The organism is Rhodococcus sp. NPDC127527 (assembly GCF_042672245.1).
GTDB lineage: Bacteria > Actinomycetota > Actinomycetes > Mycobacteriales > Mycobacteriaceae > Rhodococcus_G.
The window spans coordinates 1-15,468 of record NZ_JBHXVP010000005.1; the positions used below are offsets into that span (position 1 = coordinate 1).

Consider the following 15,468-nt stretch of genomic DNA (forward strand, 5'->3'; position numbering starts at 1 on the left):
TCCCTCCACTTGCCCTCCCGGGTCAACTCCCGCCGGGGGGGGCGCCGCCCCCCCATGCCGCCCCGCGCCCCCCCCCCCACCGGGGGGCGCCGCGGGGGGGCGCCCCCCCCCCCCCCCCGCCGTCGTTGTCGGCCCGAACGAGGACACCACCCAGCCGTGAAACGGTAAGGGCCGCACCTCGATTTACGAGGTGCGGCCCTTACTGCGTTCGTTCCGACTACAGCTTGACGAGCGTCTTCATCGCCCGGTCGACCTCCCAGAATGCCCGAATCGACTGCAGCTTGCCCTCGTCGTTCACCCGGTAGACGAACACGCCCTCGGCATCGATCTGGTTGCCTGCCACGACGGACCGGATGCTGCCGATGTAGACCATCTCGTCACCGCACTGCAGGGTGTCCCTGATGGTGAAGACGAGCGACTCGGTGTTCGCGATGGTCATGTCGTAGAAGCGGGCAATGGCCTCCCGGCCGTGGTGCCCCTTGCCTTCGGGATCGAAACCCGAAGGGCCGACCGGGTCCTCGACCCAACCGTCCTCCGCGAACAGCGCCAGCCACTCCTCCTTGCGCTTGCCGCTCGCGGCGGACTGGGACGCGCGCGACGCGATCCGGACGGGGTGCTCGGTCGCGGTGTCGGTCATGACGCACCTCCCGCGATGTTGTCGGCCGCGAACTTGCGCAACGAGTCCTGTTTCGCCTCGAGCGGGCCGTCGAACGGAACACCGTCGAAGATCCACGGCACCACGATGGCGTCGGTGACGCCTGCGCCGTCGAGTTCGGCGTAGCCGTCCTTGCCGAAGCGGTCGATGCACACGGCCTGAATCTCGAAAGGCTCGTCCGCACGGTCGTATTCGGCGCGCAGGTCATCGAGCTTGCGCTTGGTCTCGACCAGATCCTTGAACTTCATCATCGCCGAGGTCCAGCCGTCGCCCACCCGGGCCGCCCGGCGCAGTGCCACGTCGGTGTGTCCGCCGACGTAGAACGGCACCGGCTTGCTCGGTGCGGGACTGATCTGCAGCCGGTCGAAATCGTAGAACTCCCCGTGGAACTCGACCATGCCTCCGGCGAGGGTCAACTTGATGATCTCGATCATCTCGTCCACGCGCGCGCCGCGCTTCTTGAACGGCACGCCGCACCACTCGAACTCCTCAGGAGCCCAACCGATCCCGACGCCGAAACCGAACCGGTTCCCGGTCAGGTTCGCCACCGACCCGACCTGCCGGGCGAGCAGCAGCGGGTTCCTCGACCCCAGCTTGAGCACGTTCGTGTAGAAGCCGATCGTGGACGTCGCCGCGCCCAGTGCCGCCGCGGCGATCAGTGGATCCACCCACGGCGTCTCGGCGTTCCACATCCGGGAGCCGTCGGGGGTGTACGGGTAGTCGGCCGCCGCCGTCTCCATGTAGAAAAGCGAGTCCGGCAGGGCGATGTTCGCGAACCCGCACTCCTCGGCGGTCTGCGCGAGCGGGATGAGCTGGTCGAGCGGGCTCATCGCGATTCCGACGGTGAACTTCACGGCGTGTCCCTCCTAGTTGGTCGGGCGGTCGGTGCCGACCACCCACATCGCGAAGTACTGCGAGCCGCCGCCGTACGCATGACCGAAGGCCTTGCGCGCGCCGTCGACCTGGTGGTCACCGGCCCGCTCCATCACCTGCATCGCCGACTCGGCGTAGCGGATCATGCCGGACGCGCCGATCGGATTGGACGAGAGCACGCCGCCCGACGCGTTGACCGGCAACTGCCCGCCGATCGCGGTCTCGCCGGCCTCGGTGAACTTCCAGCCCTGGCCCTCCGGCACGAAGCCGAGGTTCTCCAGCCACATCGGCTCGAACCACGAGAACGGCACGTAGATCTCGGCCTCGTCGATCTCGGTGAGCGGGTCGGTGATGCCCGCGGCCTTCCACAGCGCGGCCGAGGCGTCGCGGCCGGCCTGCGGGTTGGCTACGTTGCGGCCGGCGTACGACAGCGGCTCGGTGCGCATCGCGGTGGCGTGGATCCACGCGACCTTGCGGCCGTCGGCCTCGACAGCCTTCGCTGCGTCCTCGTTGCCGATGACGATCGCGCAGGCGCCGTCCGAGGACGGGCACGTCTCGTCGAAACGGATGGGGTCCCACAACATCTGGGAGGACATCACGGATTCGACGGTGATGTCCGGCTGCTTGAGGTGCGCGTACGGGTTCATCGCGCCGTTGCGACGGTCCTTGACGGCCACCATCGCACCGATGTGGTCGGGGGCGCCCGAGCGGCGAATGTACGAGCGCACGTGCGGCGCGAAGAATCCGCCCGCACCCGCGCCGACCGGCATCGTGAACGGCACCGGCGTGGACAGTGCCCACATCGCGTTGGACTCGGACTGCTTCTCCCACGACACCGCGAGCACCCGCTTGTGGACGCCGGACTGCACCAGGCTGGCCGCGACATTGCCCGTCGAGGCGCCGACCGACCCGGCGGTGTGCACGCGCAGCAGCGGCTTGCCGTTGGCGCCCAACGCATCCGACATCGCGAGCTCCGGCATCATCGACCCCTCGAACAGGTCGGGTGCCTTGCCGATCACGATGGCGTCGATGTCGTCCCAGCCGACGTGGGCGTCGGCCATCGCGCGGTCGACCGCCTCGCGGATCATGCCGGCCATCGTGACGTCGTGGCGCTTGGCGACGTAGTAGGTCTGGCCGGTGCCGAGGACGGCTGCCAATTGCTTCGCCATCAGTTGTTGCGTCCTTCCATGACTGCGACCAGGTTCTGCTGCAGCACAGGGCCACTGGTGGCGTGGGCGAGGGTGCGCTGCGCGTCACCGCTCATGATCTTCTGTGCCGCGTAGCCGATGCGCTCGAGGCCACCGGAGAACATCGGATTGCCGGTCAGCGGACCGCCCGACGGGTTGATCGTGGTGGCGTCGGTCAGCCCGATCGCCTCGCGCAGGATGATCTCCTGATGCGTGAACGGGGCGTGCAGCTCGGCGACGTCGATGTTCGAGACGTCACCTCCGGTCGCGGCGCGGGCCGCGGCCGCGGTCGACGGCGACGTCGTCAGGTCGCGCGACCCGATGACGGGGGAGTCGATCCGATGCTCGATCCCGGTGATCCACGCGGGCCGCTCGCACAGCTCACGGGCACGGTCGCCGCGGGCCAGGATGATCGCGGCCGCACCGTCGGTGATCGGCGCGCAGTCGTGCGCACGCAGCGGGTCCGCGACGTACTCGGACGCCAGCAGCGTCTCGACGTCGACGTCGCCGGAGAACTGCGCGTTCGGGTTGTCCTTGGCGGCGGCGCGGCTGCGCTGGGCGATCTGCGCCATGTCCTCGGCCGTCCACTTGCCTGCCTCGAGCCCGAGCCGGGCCTGCAGGCCTGCCATCGAGACGGAGTCCGGCCACAGCGGGGCAACCAGGTACGGGTCGGTCTGCATCGCGAGGATCTGCCGGAGGTTGCCCGCGGACGACTTGCCGAAGCCGTACACGAGCGCGGTGTCGACCTCGCCGGTCATGATCTTGACCCAGGCCTCGTACAGCGCCCAGGCGGCGTCCATCTCGACGTGCGACTCGTTGATCGGCGGCACGGCCCCGATCGAGTCGATCGCGGAGATGAACGAGAACGAGCGGCCGGCCAGGTAGTCGGAGGATCCCGAGCACCAGAAACCGATGTCGGACTTGGTGATTCCCAGCTCCGCGTACAACTGTTGGAAGCAGGGGACGAGCATCTCGACACCGTTGGTGGTGCCGGTGGTCTCGCGCACATGGGGGGCCTGTGCGAAGCCGACGACTGCAATGTCTGTCATGGTCTCGAGGCTCCTAGAGATGGTGCTTGTAGGTGTCGTAGTCCGCGTCCGGCTCGCCGCTGGGACGGAAATGGGAGATGTTCCGGAGTGAGTACACCCACTCCTCCTTCGGCCGCCAGACGGCCTCGACACGCATGCCCATCCGGACCTCGGCGGGGTCGACATCGAGGATCAGATGCAGGAACGGGATGTCCGCACCGTCGAGCAGGACGTAGGCCGCGACGTAGGGCGGCTTGATCTGCTGGCCCAGGAACGGCACGTTGACGATGCAGAACGTGGTGATGGTGCCCTTGTCGGACACCTCGACCTGCTCCTTGGTGGGCATGCCGTCGGTGGGGTTGGCTCCGCGCGGCGGCACGTACACCTTGCCGTTCGCGTCGGTGCGCCCGCCGATGACCTTGCCCTCCATGAGCCCGCGGAGGTAGTAGGTCTCCTCGAACGAGGCGGTGTGCGTGTAGTGCAGGTCGATCGGGGTGACGATGTCGGTGACGGGCTCGCCGCCGGACGGCCCCGGGGTCGACTCGCTCTCGCCGGGTTCGAAGCAGGCGATGTCGCGGATGTGCCCGGTGCGCTCGTCGGCCCAGCGGACCCGCACCCGCATCCCGGTGCTCATCGCGTCCGCCGATCCGGCGTCGACGGCGTGCAGGATCGACGTGTCGGCGCCGTCGAGCTTGACCAGCGCCCACGCGAACGGGTGGGTCAGCGGCTGGCCCTCGATGGGATCGGGCATCCACGTCCAGGTGACGACCGTGCCGGTGTCGGAGACGTCGACGAAGTCGGTCATCGGCTCGTGGGTGGCGGGATCGAACTCCGGCGGCGGCACGTGGACGCGGCCGTCGGAGCCGCGGGCGCCCACGACCTTCCGGTCGCGTAGGCCGGTGACGAATGCGCCGATGGTCGGTCCAACGGACCGCGTGTAGTCGAATTTGAGATTAAGTGGTGCCCTCAGGGGCTGCTCGGCCACTTGGGTCTTTTCAGGGGTCACAAAGTCGAGTAGAACAGGTTCTTATTCCACTGGCAATAGTCACTGTTGAACTGGAGGATTTTCGTGAAGCTTGGGTTGCAACTTGGATACTGGGGCGCGCAGCCGCCGGCCAATGCGCAGGAACTTGTTACAGAGGCCGATCGGGCGGGCTTCGATGCGGTGTTCTCCGCGGAGTCCTGGGGCAACGACGCCTTCACGCCCCTCGCCTGGTGGGGATCGAGCACCGACCGCGTCCGGCTCGGCACCTCGGTCGCACAGTTGTCCGCGCGCACCCCGACCAACGCCGCGATGCATGCGCTCACCCTCGACCACCTGTCGGGTGGCCGGGCGATCCTCGGACTCGGCGTGTCCGGGCCCCAGGTGGTCGAGGGCTGGTACGGCCAGCCCTTCCCGAAGCCGCTCGCCCGCACGCGTGAGTACGTCTCGATCGTGCGGCAGGTGCTCGCGCGGGAGGCCCCCGTGACCAACGACGGTCCGCACTACCCGCTGCCGTACCGCGGCGAGGACGGCATGGGATTGGGCAAGCCGCTCAAGCCGATCACCCACCCGCTGCGCGCCGACCTGCCGATCTGGCTCGGGGCGGAGGGGCCGAAGAACGTCGCCCTCACGGCGGAGATCGCGGACGGCTGGCTGGCGATCTACTACACCCCGCGGCTCGCGCCGATGTACAACGAGTGGCTCGACGAGGGATTCGCCCGGCCGGGTGCCCGTCGGACCAGGGAGAACTTCGAGGTCGCCGCGACCTGCCAGGTCATCGTCACCGACGACCGGGCCGCCGCGATCGAGCGCCTGCGGCCGATCACCGCGCTGTACGTGGGCGGCATGGGCGCGGCCGAGCTGAACTTCCACGCCCAGGTGTACACCCGGATGGGCTACGGCGAGCAGGTCAAGGAGATCCAGAACCTCTTCCTGTCCGGCCGGAAGGACGAGGCGGCCGCGATCGTGCCCGACGAGATGGTCACCGACACGATGATCATCGGCAACCTCCAGGAGGTCCGCGATCAGGTCAAGGTCTGGGAGGACTCCGGCGTCACGATGCTCCTGGTGACCTGCCGCGACGTCGCGCACATGCACCAGCTGTCCGAGGCGATCAACCCCGCCTGACCCGCCTGCGCCTCCCGTCTGGTTCGGTCTGATCGAGTGAACGGAAGCGTTCACTCGATCAGACCGAACGAACGGTACGTTCACTCACCTCGCTACCGGGCGGTCGGTGCCATCCACAGCCCGGAAATCCATCCACATCGACCGTCGCGACGCGCGGCCGCGTCAGCGTCCCGGTTCATCATCGACACCATGCGCAGGGGACAGTGGGCAGAGGATGCGGAGCGGCTGGCGGCGGTCAGCGACGGCGGGATCGTACGGGTGGCGACACTCGAGTCGTTCGGGGTAGCCCGTTCGACGATCGCCGCCCGCTGTCGACCCGGCGGGCCCTGGAGCCGGCTGTTGCCGGGCATCGTGCAGCTCTCGAACGGTCGACCGACCGAACGCCAGCGTGTGGTGGCAGCGCTGATGTACTGCGGCGAGCGGGCGGTCCTCACCGGGCATGCGGCGTTGCGCGAGCACGGATTTGGGCGGCACGACGGCGAAGTCCACGTGCTGTTGCCGGACCGGCGCCGCGTGCAGTCGAGGGCGTTCGTCCGCGTGGAGCGGACCACTCGCCTGCCGGAGCCCGCCGTGCGCAACGGGCTGCCCTGTGCGCCGCTGGTTCGCGCACTGCTCGACGCTGCACGCCTGTGCATCACCCTCGATCGGGCGCGGGCCGTGATCGCCGAGGTCGTCCAACGCGGCGGCGTCACCGCAGGTGAGCTGGCCGAGGAGCTCGCAAGCGGGAGCGTGCGTGGGTCCGCCTTCCCGCGAATTGTCGTCGAGGAGATGGCGGCGAACGTCCAGTCGGTGCCCGAGGCGCTCGCACGCGAACTCTGGTCGAAGAGTGGTCTGCCGGAGATGAAGTTCAATCGCGACATCGTCCGGTCGGACGGCACCTTCCTCGCGCGCCCCGACGGCTGGATCGACTCGGTAGGCCTGGCTTGGGAGATCGACTCACTCGACTGGCACCTGTCGCCAGAGGAATACGGGCGGACGCTGGAACGCCGTACCCGGATGCAGGACGAGGGCGTCGTGGTGTTGGCGAGCCGGCCTCGGACCGTGCGGCACGATCCTGGCGGTGTGATCCGTTCGCTTCGTGCGCATTACGCCCAGGCAGTGGCGCGGCCGCGTCCGAACGTGCGGATGTTGGAGCCGCCCGACGACCCCGCATGACCGGGGTGAGTGAACGGTACGTTCGTTCGATCTGATCGAGTGAACGCTTCCGTTCACTCGGGTGAGGTCAGCGGGTCACGGTAGCTGGGCCATGCCGTAGACGCGGGTGGCGCGGACCCGCAACACCTGTCGCCGTTCGTCGACCATCGCGCGGCGGAACTCTTCCCAGTCGGGATGCTCGCGACCGGAAGCCGCCCGGAACACCTCGACCAGTTCGTCCGCTGCGGCGTCGTGCGGATCGGCCGCGACCGCGCTCAGCTCGGCGTCCCCCTCGAGTACCGCGTACGACCAGAAGTCGGCGGCGCTGACGTGCAGCGAGACTCGGGGGTCGCGGGCGGCGTTGCGGGTCTTCGCGCGATCGGCCGTCACGGACACCCGGGCCGTGCGGGTGTCCGGATCCCAGGCGTAGACGACATTGGAGAGCTGGGGCCGGCCGTCGCGTTTGACGGTGGCCAGGACGCCCCTGCTGTTGGCGGCGAGCAGGTCGAGGAGTGGGTCTTGCGTGTCGGTGCTCATATCGCGGACAACGGAACCTCGGCACTCGTTGTTCCGGGTCGGCGGAACAGGGAACGGCCCGTCTCCCCGGTCGGGGCGACGGGCCGTTGCCGTGGTGCGGGCTACTTGCCCTGGAACTTCGGGGCGCGCTTCTCGGCGAACGAGCGCGGCCCCTCCTTGGCGTCGTCGCTCTTGAACACCTCGGCACCGATCTCGGCCTCGAGCTTGAAGGCCTCCTCCTCGTGCATGCCCTCGGTGACGCGGATGGTCTTGAGGATGGCCTGGACGGCGATCGGGCCGTTGGCGGCGATGGCGTCGGCGATCTCGAGTGCCTTGGTCAGCGCCTCTCCGTCGGGCACGACGTGGCCGATCAGGCCGAGTTCCTTGGCCTCGGGCGCCGGTACGTTGCGGCCGGTGAGCAGGATCTCGGCGGCGACGGTGTAGGGGATCTGGCGGACCAGGCGGACCGCGGAGCCGCCGAGCGGGAACAGCCCCAACCGGGCCTCGGAGACGCCGAACTTGGCGCTCTCGCCGGCCACGCGGATGTCGGTGCCCTGCAGGATCTCGGTCCCGCCGGCGATGGCAGCGCCCTCGACCGCCGCGATCAGCGGCTTGGTCAGGCGCCGGCCCTTGAGCAGCGCCGGCAGCTTGGTCAGATCCATGCCGCCCTTGGAGAACGTGTCGCCGGGGGCGTTCTTGTTCATCGCCTTGAGGTCCATGCCGGCGCAGAAGGTGCCCCCGGCGCCGGTGAGGATCGCGACCCGGATGTCGGGATCGTTGTCGACCTGGTCCCAGGCCTCGGTCATGATCGCCATCATCTCGCCGGACAGGGCGTTGCGTGCATCCGGACGGTTCATGGTGACGACGAGGACGTGGCCACGCTTCTCGACGAGGCAGTGCGGGGACCGCTCCGAGGTGTCGGCGATCTCGGCTGTGGTGGAGGACACTTATTCGCTCCCGATATCGTGTGAGGTGGGTCTCAACCTGACTCTTGCAAGAAACGGTAACACGTTCTACTTTGTTGGGCGTGGCCCTTAATATCGCAGACTTCGTCGAGCACTCCATCGACTTGAATCCCGAGCGCGTGGCGCTGCTCGACAGTGACCGTGAGATGACCTACGCGCAGCTGGAGGAGCGGACCAACCGTCTCGCCCACTACCTGCTCGATCACGGTGTCAAGCCGGGCGACAAGGTCGGTATCTACAGCCGTAACACCATCGAGGCCATCGAGGCCATGGTCGCCGTGTTCAAGGCCCGGGCGGTCATGGTCAACGTGAACTACCGGTACGTCGAGAACGAGTTGCAGTACATCTTCGAGAATTCGGACATGGCTGCGCTGATCGTCGAGCGTCGTTACGCCGACAAGGTCGCCAACGTGCTGCCGAACACGCCACTGGTCAAGGCTGTGGTCGTCGTCGAGGACGGCACCGACCTGGACTACTCGTCCTTCGGCGGCGTCGAGTACGAGCAGGCGCTGTCCGAGGGTTCGCCGGAACGTGACTTCGGCGAGCGCAGCCCCGACGACATCTTCATGCTCTACACCGGCGGCACCACCGGCATGCCGAAGGGCGTCATGTGGCGTCACGAGGACTGGTGGCGCGTGCTCGGCGGCGGCACCAACTTCGTCACCGGCGAGCGCGTCGAAGACGAGTGGGAACTCGCGAAGGTCGGCGCCGCCAACCCCGCGATGGTGCGCTTCCCGATCCCCCCGATGATCCACGGCGGCTCGCAGTCCGCGGTGTTCCACAGCCTCTTCGGCGGCGGCACCCTGGTGATGCACCCCGAGTTCGACGGCCACCAGGTGTGGCAGGTCATCGACCGCCACAAGGTCAACCTCATCTTCATCACCGGTGACGCGATGGCCAGGCCGATGCTCGACGCGCTGAAGGCCGGAAACCCGGAAACCGGTGAGCCGTACGACCTGTCGAGCCTGTACGTGATGGCTTCCAGCGCCGCGCTGTTCTCGCCTGCGCTCAAGGACGAGTTCCTCGACCTGCTGCCGAACCGGTACATCACCGACTCCATCGGCTCCTCCGAGACCGGCTTCGGCGGCCTGGCCGCCGTGACCAAGGGCGCCACCCACACCGGCGGTCCCCGAGTGAAGATCGACGCCGCGACCGTCGTGCTCGACGACGAGGGCAACGTGGTCGAGGCCGGCTCGGGCAAGGTCGGTGTGCTCGCGCGGCACGGTCACATCCCGCTCGGTTACTACAAGGACGAGAAGAAGACCGCCGAGACCTTCAAGGTCTTCAACGGTATTCGCTACTCGATCCCCGGTGACTACGCCACCGTCGAGGAGGACGGCACCGTCACCATGCTGGGCCGCGGCTCGGTCTCGATCAACAGCGGCGGCGAGAAGATCTACCCGGAGGAGGTCGAGGGCGCGATCAAGACGCATCCCGACGTCTTCGACACCCTCGTCGTCGGTGTTCCGGACGAGCGCTTCGGTCAGCGGGTCGCCGCGGTCGTCGCCACCCGCGACGGTGCCCGCCCGAGCATGAACGACATCGTGGCCGCTGCCCGCAAGGAGATTGCCGGCTACAAGGTCCCGCGCAGCGTGTGGTTCGTCGACGAGATCAAGCGTTCGCCGGCAGGCAAGCCCGACTACAAGTGGGCCAAGGCGCAGACCGAAGAGCGCGAGGCCGACGACCACCTCTCAAACGGAAACTCCTGATGCACAACGCTCTCGCCGACAAGTTCGGAATCCAGTACCCGATCTTCGCGTTCACCCCGTCCGAGCACGTGGCGGCGGCGGTGTCGCGGGCGGGTGGACTCGGCGTGCTCGGCTGCGTGCGGTTCAACGACCCCGAGGAGCTCGAGGCCACCCTCGCCTGGATGGACGAGAACACCGACGGCAAGCCGTACGGCGTCGACATCGTCATGCCGGCGAAGGTGCCGACCGAGGGCGCGGCCGTCGACCTCGACAAGCTCATCCCTGCCGAGCACCGTGCCTTCGTCAACCGCACGCTCGACGAGCTCGGCGTGCCGCCGCTGTCCGACGACGTCGAGCACGCCACCGGCGTGCTCGGCTGGCTGCACTCCGTGGCGCGGGCCCAGGTGGACGTGGCGCTTCGGCACCGTCCGGCGTTGATCGCGAACGCACTCGGGTCGCCGCCGAAGGACATCATCGACGAGGCACACGCGCACGGGGTTCCGGTCGCCGCCCTCGCCGGCGCTGTCGGTCACGCGCTGAGTCACGTGGCCAACGGAGTCGACATCGTCATCGCCCAGGGCTACGAGGCCGGTGGCCACACCGGTGAGATCGCCTCGATGGTCCTGGTTCCCGAGATCGTCGACGCGGTGGGCGATTCCGCCACCGTGCTGGCCGCCGGCGGCATCGGCAGCGGTCGGCAGATCGCCGCGGCCATGAGCCTCGGCGCCTCCGGCGTGTGGATGGGTTCGTACTGGCTCACCGCCGAGGAGTACAAGCTGGGCAGTGCGTCGGGCGAGGGTCCGTCGGCGATCCAGCGTGCCCTGCTCGGTGCGACGTCCGCGGACACCGTGCGCTCGCGCATCTACTCGGGCAAGCCGGCGCGGCTGCTCAAGACCAAGTGGACCGACGCGTGGTCGAAGCCGGGTGCCCCGGAGGCGCTGCCGATGCCGCTGCAGAACCTGCTGGTCAGCGAGGCGCATCAGCGGATCGTCGCGTCGGAGGACCCGGAGGTTGTGGCGATGCCGGCGGGCCAGATCGTGGGCCGGATGAACGAGATCCGGCCGGTCGCGGAGTCGATGGCCGAGCTCGTCGCCGAGTTCGAGGCAACCGTGGAGCGGCTGAACAAGCTGGGCGGCTGACCACATCGAAGCGAGGCCACAGCGAAGGGTCGGGCACGTAATCCGTGCCCGACCCTTCGCTGTGTCGGGTGAGTGAACGTACCGTTCGTTCGATCTGATCGAGTGAACGCTTCCGTTCACTCGATGGGGGAGGGGGCCGCCGCGGTCAGCGAGAAAGCTCGGCGTCGAGCTCGGCCTGCAGTTCGGGGGTGACCGGCTCGAACGACGTGGCGCCCGGGGCGCGGTACCACGTCGGATCGGCGGCGTTCCAGCGCTCGGCGCTGAGCGAGCGACCGAGGACCTTGAACGTGGCGGTCTTCGGCAGGTCGGTCGTGACTCGGACGAAGCTGGGCATCTGCTTCGGTCCGAGATCGGGCTGGGCGGTGAGGAACTCGGCGAACTCGTCGATGTCGAAGGTGTCGGTGGGCACCACGGCGACGGCGACCCGGTCGCCGACCTGGGGATCGGGGACGGCGTAGGCGGCGACCTCGCTGACGCGCGTGTGCCTGCCGACGATGTGTTCGATGGGGGCGGTGCCGAGATTCTCCCCGTCGACCCGCATCCAACCGGAACTGCGACCGGCGAAGTAGACGAAACCGTCGCTGTCGCGGTAGCCGAGGTCGCCGCTCCAGTACTGGCCGTTGCGCACCCGTTCGGCCTCGGCCTCGGGGTTCTTGTAGTAGCCGGCGAAACTGCCGGTGCCCGCGGTGTTCACCAGCTCGCCGGTGGCCAGGTCGGCGTTGAGGATGTGCCCGTTCTCGTCGAACTCGGCAGTTGGGCACGGGATTCCGGTCTCGGGGTCGAGCACCTCGATGCCGGCGGGCAGCTGTCCGAGGGCGCCGGTCGGGGTGCCGGGGGTGCGCGAGATCAGCACACCGCCCTCGGTGGAACCGAAGCCGTCCACCACGCGCGCGCCGAACCGACGTCCGAACTCCTCGATGGCGGAGGGTGACCCCTCGTTGCCGTAGAGCACCTTCAGCGGGTTGTCGGCGTCGTCTTGGTGCTCGGGGGTGGACAGGACGTACGACAGCGGCTTGCCGACGTAGTGCGCGTAGGTGGCATGGAAGCGTCTGACGTCCGGAATGAACTGGGAGGCAGAGAACTTACGCCGCATGGCGAAGTTCGCGCCGGCGGCAATCGCCACCGCCCAGCACGCCATGACGGCACCGGAGTGGAACATCGGCATGGCGGCGTACGCGGTGTCGTCGCCGGAGAGGCCGAACCGGTCCGCGAGCATGACGCCCGGACCCGCGACCATTCGTTGCGTGACCCGGACGGCCTTCGGATCGCCGCTGGTGCCGGAGGTGAAGATCAGCATGAACAGGTCGTCGCCTGCGGCCCGGTGCGCCGGTGCGGGACTGTTCCGATGCGTGGCAAGCAGTTCCGACCACTCCGTGCTGTCGACGGCAAGGACTCGGGTCGTGCCGAGGTCGAGTCCGTCGAGCAGCGCGACCTTCGAGGAGTCGGTGACGACCACCTGGCAATCGGCGCGCGCGATGTCGCCCGCGAGCGCCTGGCCGCGCCGGGTGGGGTTGAGGCCGACCAGGACGGAGCCGCCGAGTGCGGTGGCGCCCAGCAGCAGTGAGAACTCCGGCACGTTGTCCAGCAGCACCCCGACGTGTCGGGGTGCTGCTGGGTCGAGCAACGAGTCCAGCGCGGCTGCGATGTCCGTGCTGAGGGTGATGTGCTCCGACCACGGAATCCTGCTGTCTTCGAAGAGGATTCCGTGGTCGTTGTCGTCGCGTAGACCCAGGAGCAGGTCGGCGACGGTGTTTGTGGCGGTCGTCATGGTGCGGAGTGTAGGGATCAGGCCGGGATGTCGGCCAGCGCCTGTCCCAGTCGCCGCAACTGCTCGGTGGCCGAGCCGAGCGCGAACTCGTTGTGCTTGGCCGCCAGGAAGTAGCGGTGCACCGGATGGTCACGGTCGAGTCCGACGCCGCCGTGGACGTGGATCACCGTGTGCGCGACGCGGTGACCGGCGTCGGCGGCCCAGAACTTGGCGGTGCGGACCTCCTCCTCGGCGGGCAGGTTCTCGCCCAGCCGCCAGGCCGCCTGCCACAGCGTCGATCGAACGCCCTTGACGTCGATGAAGGCGTCGGCGAGGCGCTGGGCGACGGCCTGGAAGCTGCCGATCGGGCGGTCGAACTGCACCCGCTCGCGGGCGTACTCGGCCACCAGCTCGAGGGCCCGTTCGAGGGTGCCGAGCTGCAGGGCGCTGAGTCCGACCGCGGCACGCGCGAGGATCGAGTCCAGCACCTCGGCGCCGCGGTCGGTGCCGCCGAGGATCTGGTCGGCGCCGACGACGGCCCCGGACAGCTCCACGAGCGACTCGGCGCTGTAGTCGGTGGTGATCTGGCGCTCGACGCGCACGCCCGGGTTGGACCGCTCCACCTGGAAGACCGCGACGCCCTCCGGGGTGGTCGCCGGGACCAGGATCACGTCGGCGAAGGCGGCGGCGGGCACGGTGATCTTGGTGCCGGTGATCGACCAGCCGTCGGCGGTCCGCTCGGCGCGGGTGACCGGCTGCGCGGGATCGAGGTTGAGTTCCTCGGCGAGTGCGACGGTGAGGACGACCTCGCCCGCGCCGGCCCGGCCCGCGAGGGCGCGCTGGGCGTCGTCGCCGAACTCGGCCAGGGCGGCGGCCGCCAGCGCGATCGAGCTCAGGTAGGGCACGGGGGAGAGCGTCCGGCCGAGTTCCTGCAGCACGCTGCACTGCTCGAGGATGCCGAATCCGCCGCCGCCGGCCGATTCCGGCAGTGCCGCGGCGAGCACGCCCGCGTCGGCGAGCGCCTGCCAGAGCTTGTCGTCGAAGCGGTCCTCGGCGGCGTCCAGCTCGCGCAGGCGGTCGTTGGTGGTCAGCTTCTCGGCGATGCTCCGGGTGAGCTGTTCGAGGTCCTGCTGGGCCTCGGTGTGTGTGAAGTCCATCGGAAGTCCTTGGGTACGTGGAGGGTCGGTCGGCGGCTGCGGTCGACTACCGCTTCGCGGGCGGCTGACCCAGCGCGGTCATGGCGAGGATGTCGCGCTGCACCTCGTTGGTGCCGCCACCGAACGTGAGGATCAGCGAGGAGCGGTGCATCCGCTCGACGCGGCCGCGCAGCACCGCACCGGCGGAGTCCTGGCGGAGGTAGGCCAGCGGTCCGAGGACCTCCATGAGCAGCCGGTACGCCTCGGTCGCGAACTCTGTGCCGAAGACCTTGCAGGCGGACGCGTCGCCCTTGCTGGGGGCGTGCGCGGACGCGACCTCCCAGTTCAGCAGCTTGAGGTACTCGGTCTTGGCGTGCACCCGAGCGAGGTTGATCTGCACCCACTCCTGGTCGATGACCCGGCTGCCGTCCGCCATCTTGGTGTTCTGCGCCCACTCGATCGTCTGGCGCAGCGCGCCCTGGATCGGTGCGGCGGAGACCAGCGCGACGCGCTCGTGGTTGAGCTGGTTGGTCATCAGGGACCAGCCGCCGTTCTCCTCGCCGACGCGGGCGGACGACGGGACGCGGACGTCCTGGTAGTAGGTGGCGCTGGTGTCCGGACCGGCCATCGTGTGGACGGGCGTGTACGAGAAGCCCTCCGTCGCGGTCGGGACGATCAGCATCGTGATGCCCTTGTGCTTCTTGGCCGCCGGGTCGGTCCGGACGGCGAGCCACACGTAGTCGGCGTAGGCGATGAGGCTGGTCCACATCTTCTGGCCGTTGACGATGTAGTCGTCGCCGTCCTTGACCGCGGTGGTGCGCAGGCTCGCCAGGTCGGTGCCGGCGCCGGGCTCGGAGTAGCCGATCGAGAAGTGCAGTTCGCCGGCCGCGATCTTGGGCAGGAAGAACTTCTTCTGCTCCTCGGAGCCGTAGTGCATGATCGTCGGCGCGACCGAGTTGATGGTGAGGAACGGCACCGGAGCACCGGCGATCGCAGCCTCGTCGGTGAAGATCAGCTGGTCGAGAGCCGACCGTTCCTGTCCGCCGTACTCCTTCGGCCAGCCGAGTGCCAGCCATCCGTCCCGGCCCATCTCGCGCACGACGTCGCGGTAGACGGTGCCGGATCCGTACTCCCCGGTCTGGGCCGAGAGCGCCTCGCGTCGCTCGGGTGTGATGAGCTTGGCGAAGTACGCGCGGAGCTCCTCCCGCAGGGCCTGCTGCTCCGCGGTGTAGGTGATTTGCATCGATCCCTCTCCGGTCTCTGACACAGGTTCTAGCCTGTATCCGGTAA

General features: G+C 68.7%; 14 protein-coding genes. 4 read left to right on the forward strand and 10 right to left on the reverse strand.

The window, feature by feature from the left end:
• Positions 1-217: 217 nt before the first annotated feature.
• From ACFVH2_RS10450 to ACFVH2_RS10470, 5 genes are read right to left on the reverse strand one after another with little or no spacing between them, the layout of a single operon-like run.
• Entirely contained in the window at positions 218-637 is a 420-nt protein-coding gene (locus tag ACFVH2_RS10450) for a nuclear transport factor 2 family protein (RefSeq protein ID WP_378428615.1), read from the reverse strand.
• On the reverse strand, positions 634-1,509 hold the full coding sequence (locus ACFVH2_RS10455; RefSeq protein WP_378428617.1) for a TIGR03619 family F420-dependent LLM class oxidoreductase: 876 nt from the start codon (positions 1,507-1,509) through the stop codon (positions 634-636). Before ACFVH2_RS10455 ends, ACFVH2_RS10450 begins: the two co-directional genes overlap by 4 nt.
• Before the next feature lie 12 nt (positions 1,510-1,521).
• The gene (locus ACFVH2_RS10460) at positions 1,522-2,697 is read right to left on the reverse strand and encodes a thiolase domain-containing protein (protein WP_378428618.1); all 1,176 of its coding nucleotides are present in this window, start codon (positions 2,695-2,697) and stop codon (positions 1,522-1,524) included.
• Entirely contained in the window at positions 2,697-3,764 is a 1,068-nt protein-coding gene (locus tag ACFVH2_RS10465) for a thiolase domain-containing protein (protein ID WP_378428620.1), read from the reverse strand. Before ACFVH2_RS10465 ends, ACFVH2_RS10460 begins: the two co-directional genes overlap by 1 nt.
• Before the next feature lie 13 nt (positions 3,765-3,777).
• Entirely contained in the window at positions 3,778-4,728 is a 951-nt protein-coding gene (locus ACFVH2_RS10470) for a Zn-ribbon domain-containing OB-fold protein (protein WP_378428621.1), read from the reverse strand.
• An 84-nt stretch (positions 4,729-4,812) separates the two neighbouring features.
• Here ACFVH2_RS10470 and ACFVH2_RS10475 point away from each other — a divergent pair, with 84 nt between their 5' ends.
• Together ACFVH2_RS10475 and ACFVH2_RS10480 are read left to right on the forward strand one after the other, a co-directional pair.
• Positions 4,813-5,853 carry an LLM class F420-dependent oxidoreductase gene (locus tag ACFVH2_RS10475; protein WP_378428623.1) on the forward strand — a complete coding sequence of 347 codons (1,041 nt, stop codon included), beginning with the start codon at positions 4,813-4,815 and terminating at the stop codon, positions 5,851-5,853.
• Between the two features lie 189 nt (positions 5,854-6,042).
• Positions 6,043-7,008: a hypothetical protein gene (locus tag ACFVH2_RS10480; protein WP_378428625.1), complete on the forward strand. Its 966-nt coding sequence runs from the start codon at positions 6,043-6,045 to the stop codon at positions 7,006-7,008.
• Positions 7,009-7,083: 75 nt separating this feature from the next.
• On the opposite strand, the gene ACFVH2_RS10485 is transcribed toward ACFVH2_RS10480, so the two are convergent.
• Positions 7,084-7,524, reverse strand: a complete 441-nt coding sequence (locus ACFVH2_RS10485) for a PPOX class F420-dependent oxidoreductase (RefSeq protein ID WP_378428626.1) — start codon at positions 7,522-7,524, stop codon at positions 7,084-7,086.
• A 101-nt stretch (positions 7,525-7,625) separates the two neighbouring features.
• The gene (locus ACFVH2_RS10490) at positions 7,626-8,450 is read right to left on the reverse strand and encodes a crotonase/enoyl-CoA hydratase family protein (RefSeq protein ID WP_378428628.1); all 825 of its coding nucleotides are present in this window, start codon (positions 8,448-8,450) and stop codon (positions 7,626-7,628) included.
• Between the two features lie 80 nt (positions 8,451-8,530).
• Between ACFVH2_RS10490 and ACFVH2_RS10495 the strand changes: the two genes are divergently transcribed.
• Positions 8,531-10,177, forward strand: coding sequence for an acyl-CoA synthetase (locus ACFVH2_RS10495; RefSeq protein ID WP_378428630.1), 1,647 nt, complete (start codon positions 8,531-8,533; stop codon positions 10,175-10,177).
• On the forward strand, positions 10,177-11,295 hold the full coding sequence (locus ACFVH2_RS10500) for an NAD(P)H-dependent flavin oxidoreductase (protein ID WP_378428632.1): 1,119 nt from the start codon (positions 10,177-10,179) through the stop codon (positions 11,293-11,295). The genes ACFVH2_RS10495 and ACFVH2_RS10500 overlap by 1 nt, the downstream gene beginning before the upstream one ends.
• 145 nt (positions 11,296-11,440) lie before the next feature.
• On the opposite strand, the gene ACFVH2_RS10505 is transcribed toward ACFVH2_RS10500, so the two are convergent.
• Genes ACFVH2_RS10505 through ACFVH2_RS10515 form a run of 3 tightly spaced genes read right to left on the reverse strand, consistent with a single transcriptional unit; the run spans position 11,441 to position 15,421 of the window.
• Positions 11,441-13,063 carry a long-chain-fatty-acid--CoA ligase gene (locus ACFVH2_RS10505; RefSeq protein ID WP_378425710.1) on the reverse strand — a complete coding sequence of 541 codons (1,623 nt, stop codon included), beginning with the start codon at positions 13,061-13,063 and terminating at the stop codon, positions 11,441-11,443.
• A 17-nt stretch (positions 13,064-13,080) separates the two neighbouring features.
• Positions 13,081-14,199, reverse strand: coding sequence for an acyl-CoA dehydrogenase family protein (locus tag ACFVH2_RS10510; RefSeq protein WP_378425708.1), 1,119 nt, complete (start codon positions 14,197-14,199; stop codon positions 13,081-13,083).
• A gap of 46 nt (positions 14,200-14,245) precedes the next feature.
• Positions 14,246-15,421, reverse strand: coding sequence for an acyl-CoA dehydrogenase family protein (locus tag ACFVH2_RS10515; RefSeq protein ID WP_378425726.1), 1,176 nt, complete (start codon positions 15,419-15,421; stop codon positions 14,246-14,248).
• Positions 15,422-15,468: the final 47 nt, after the last annotated feature.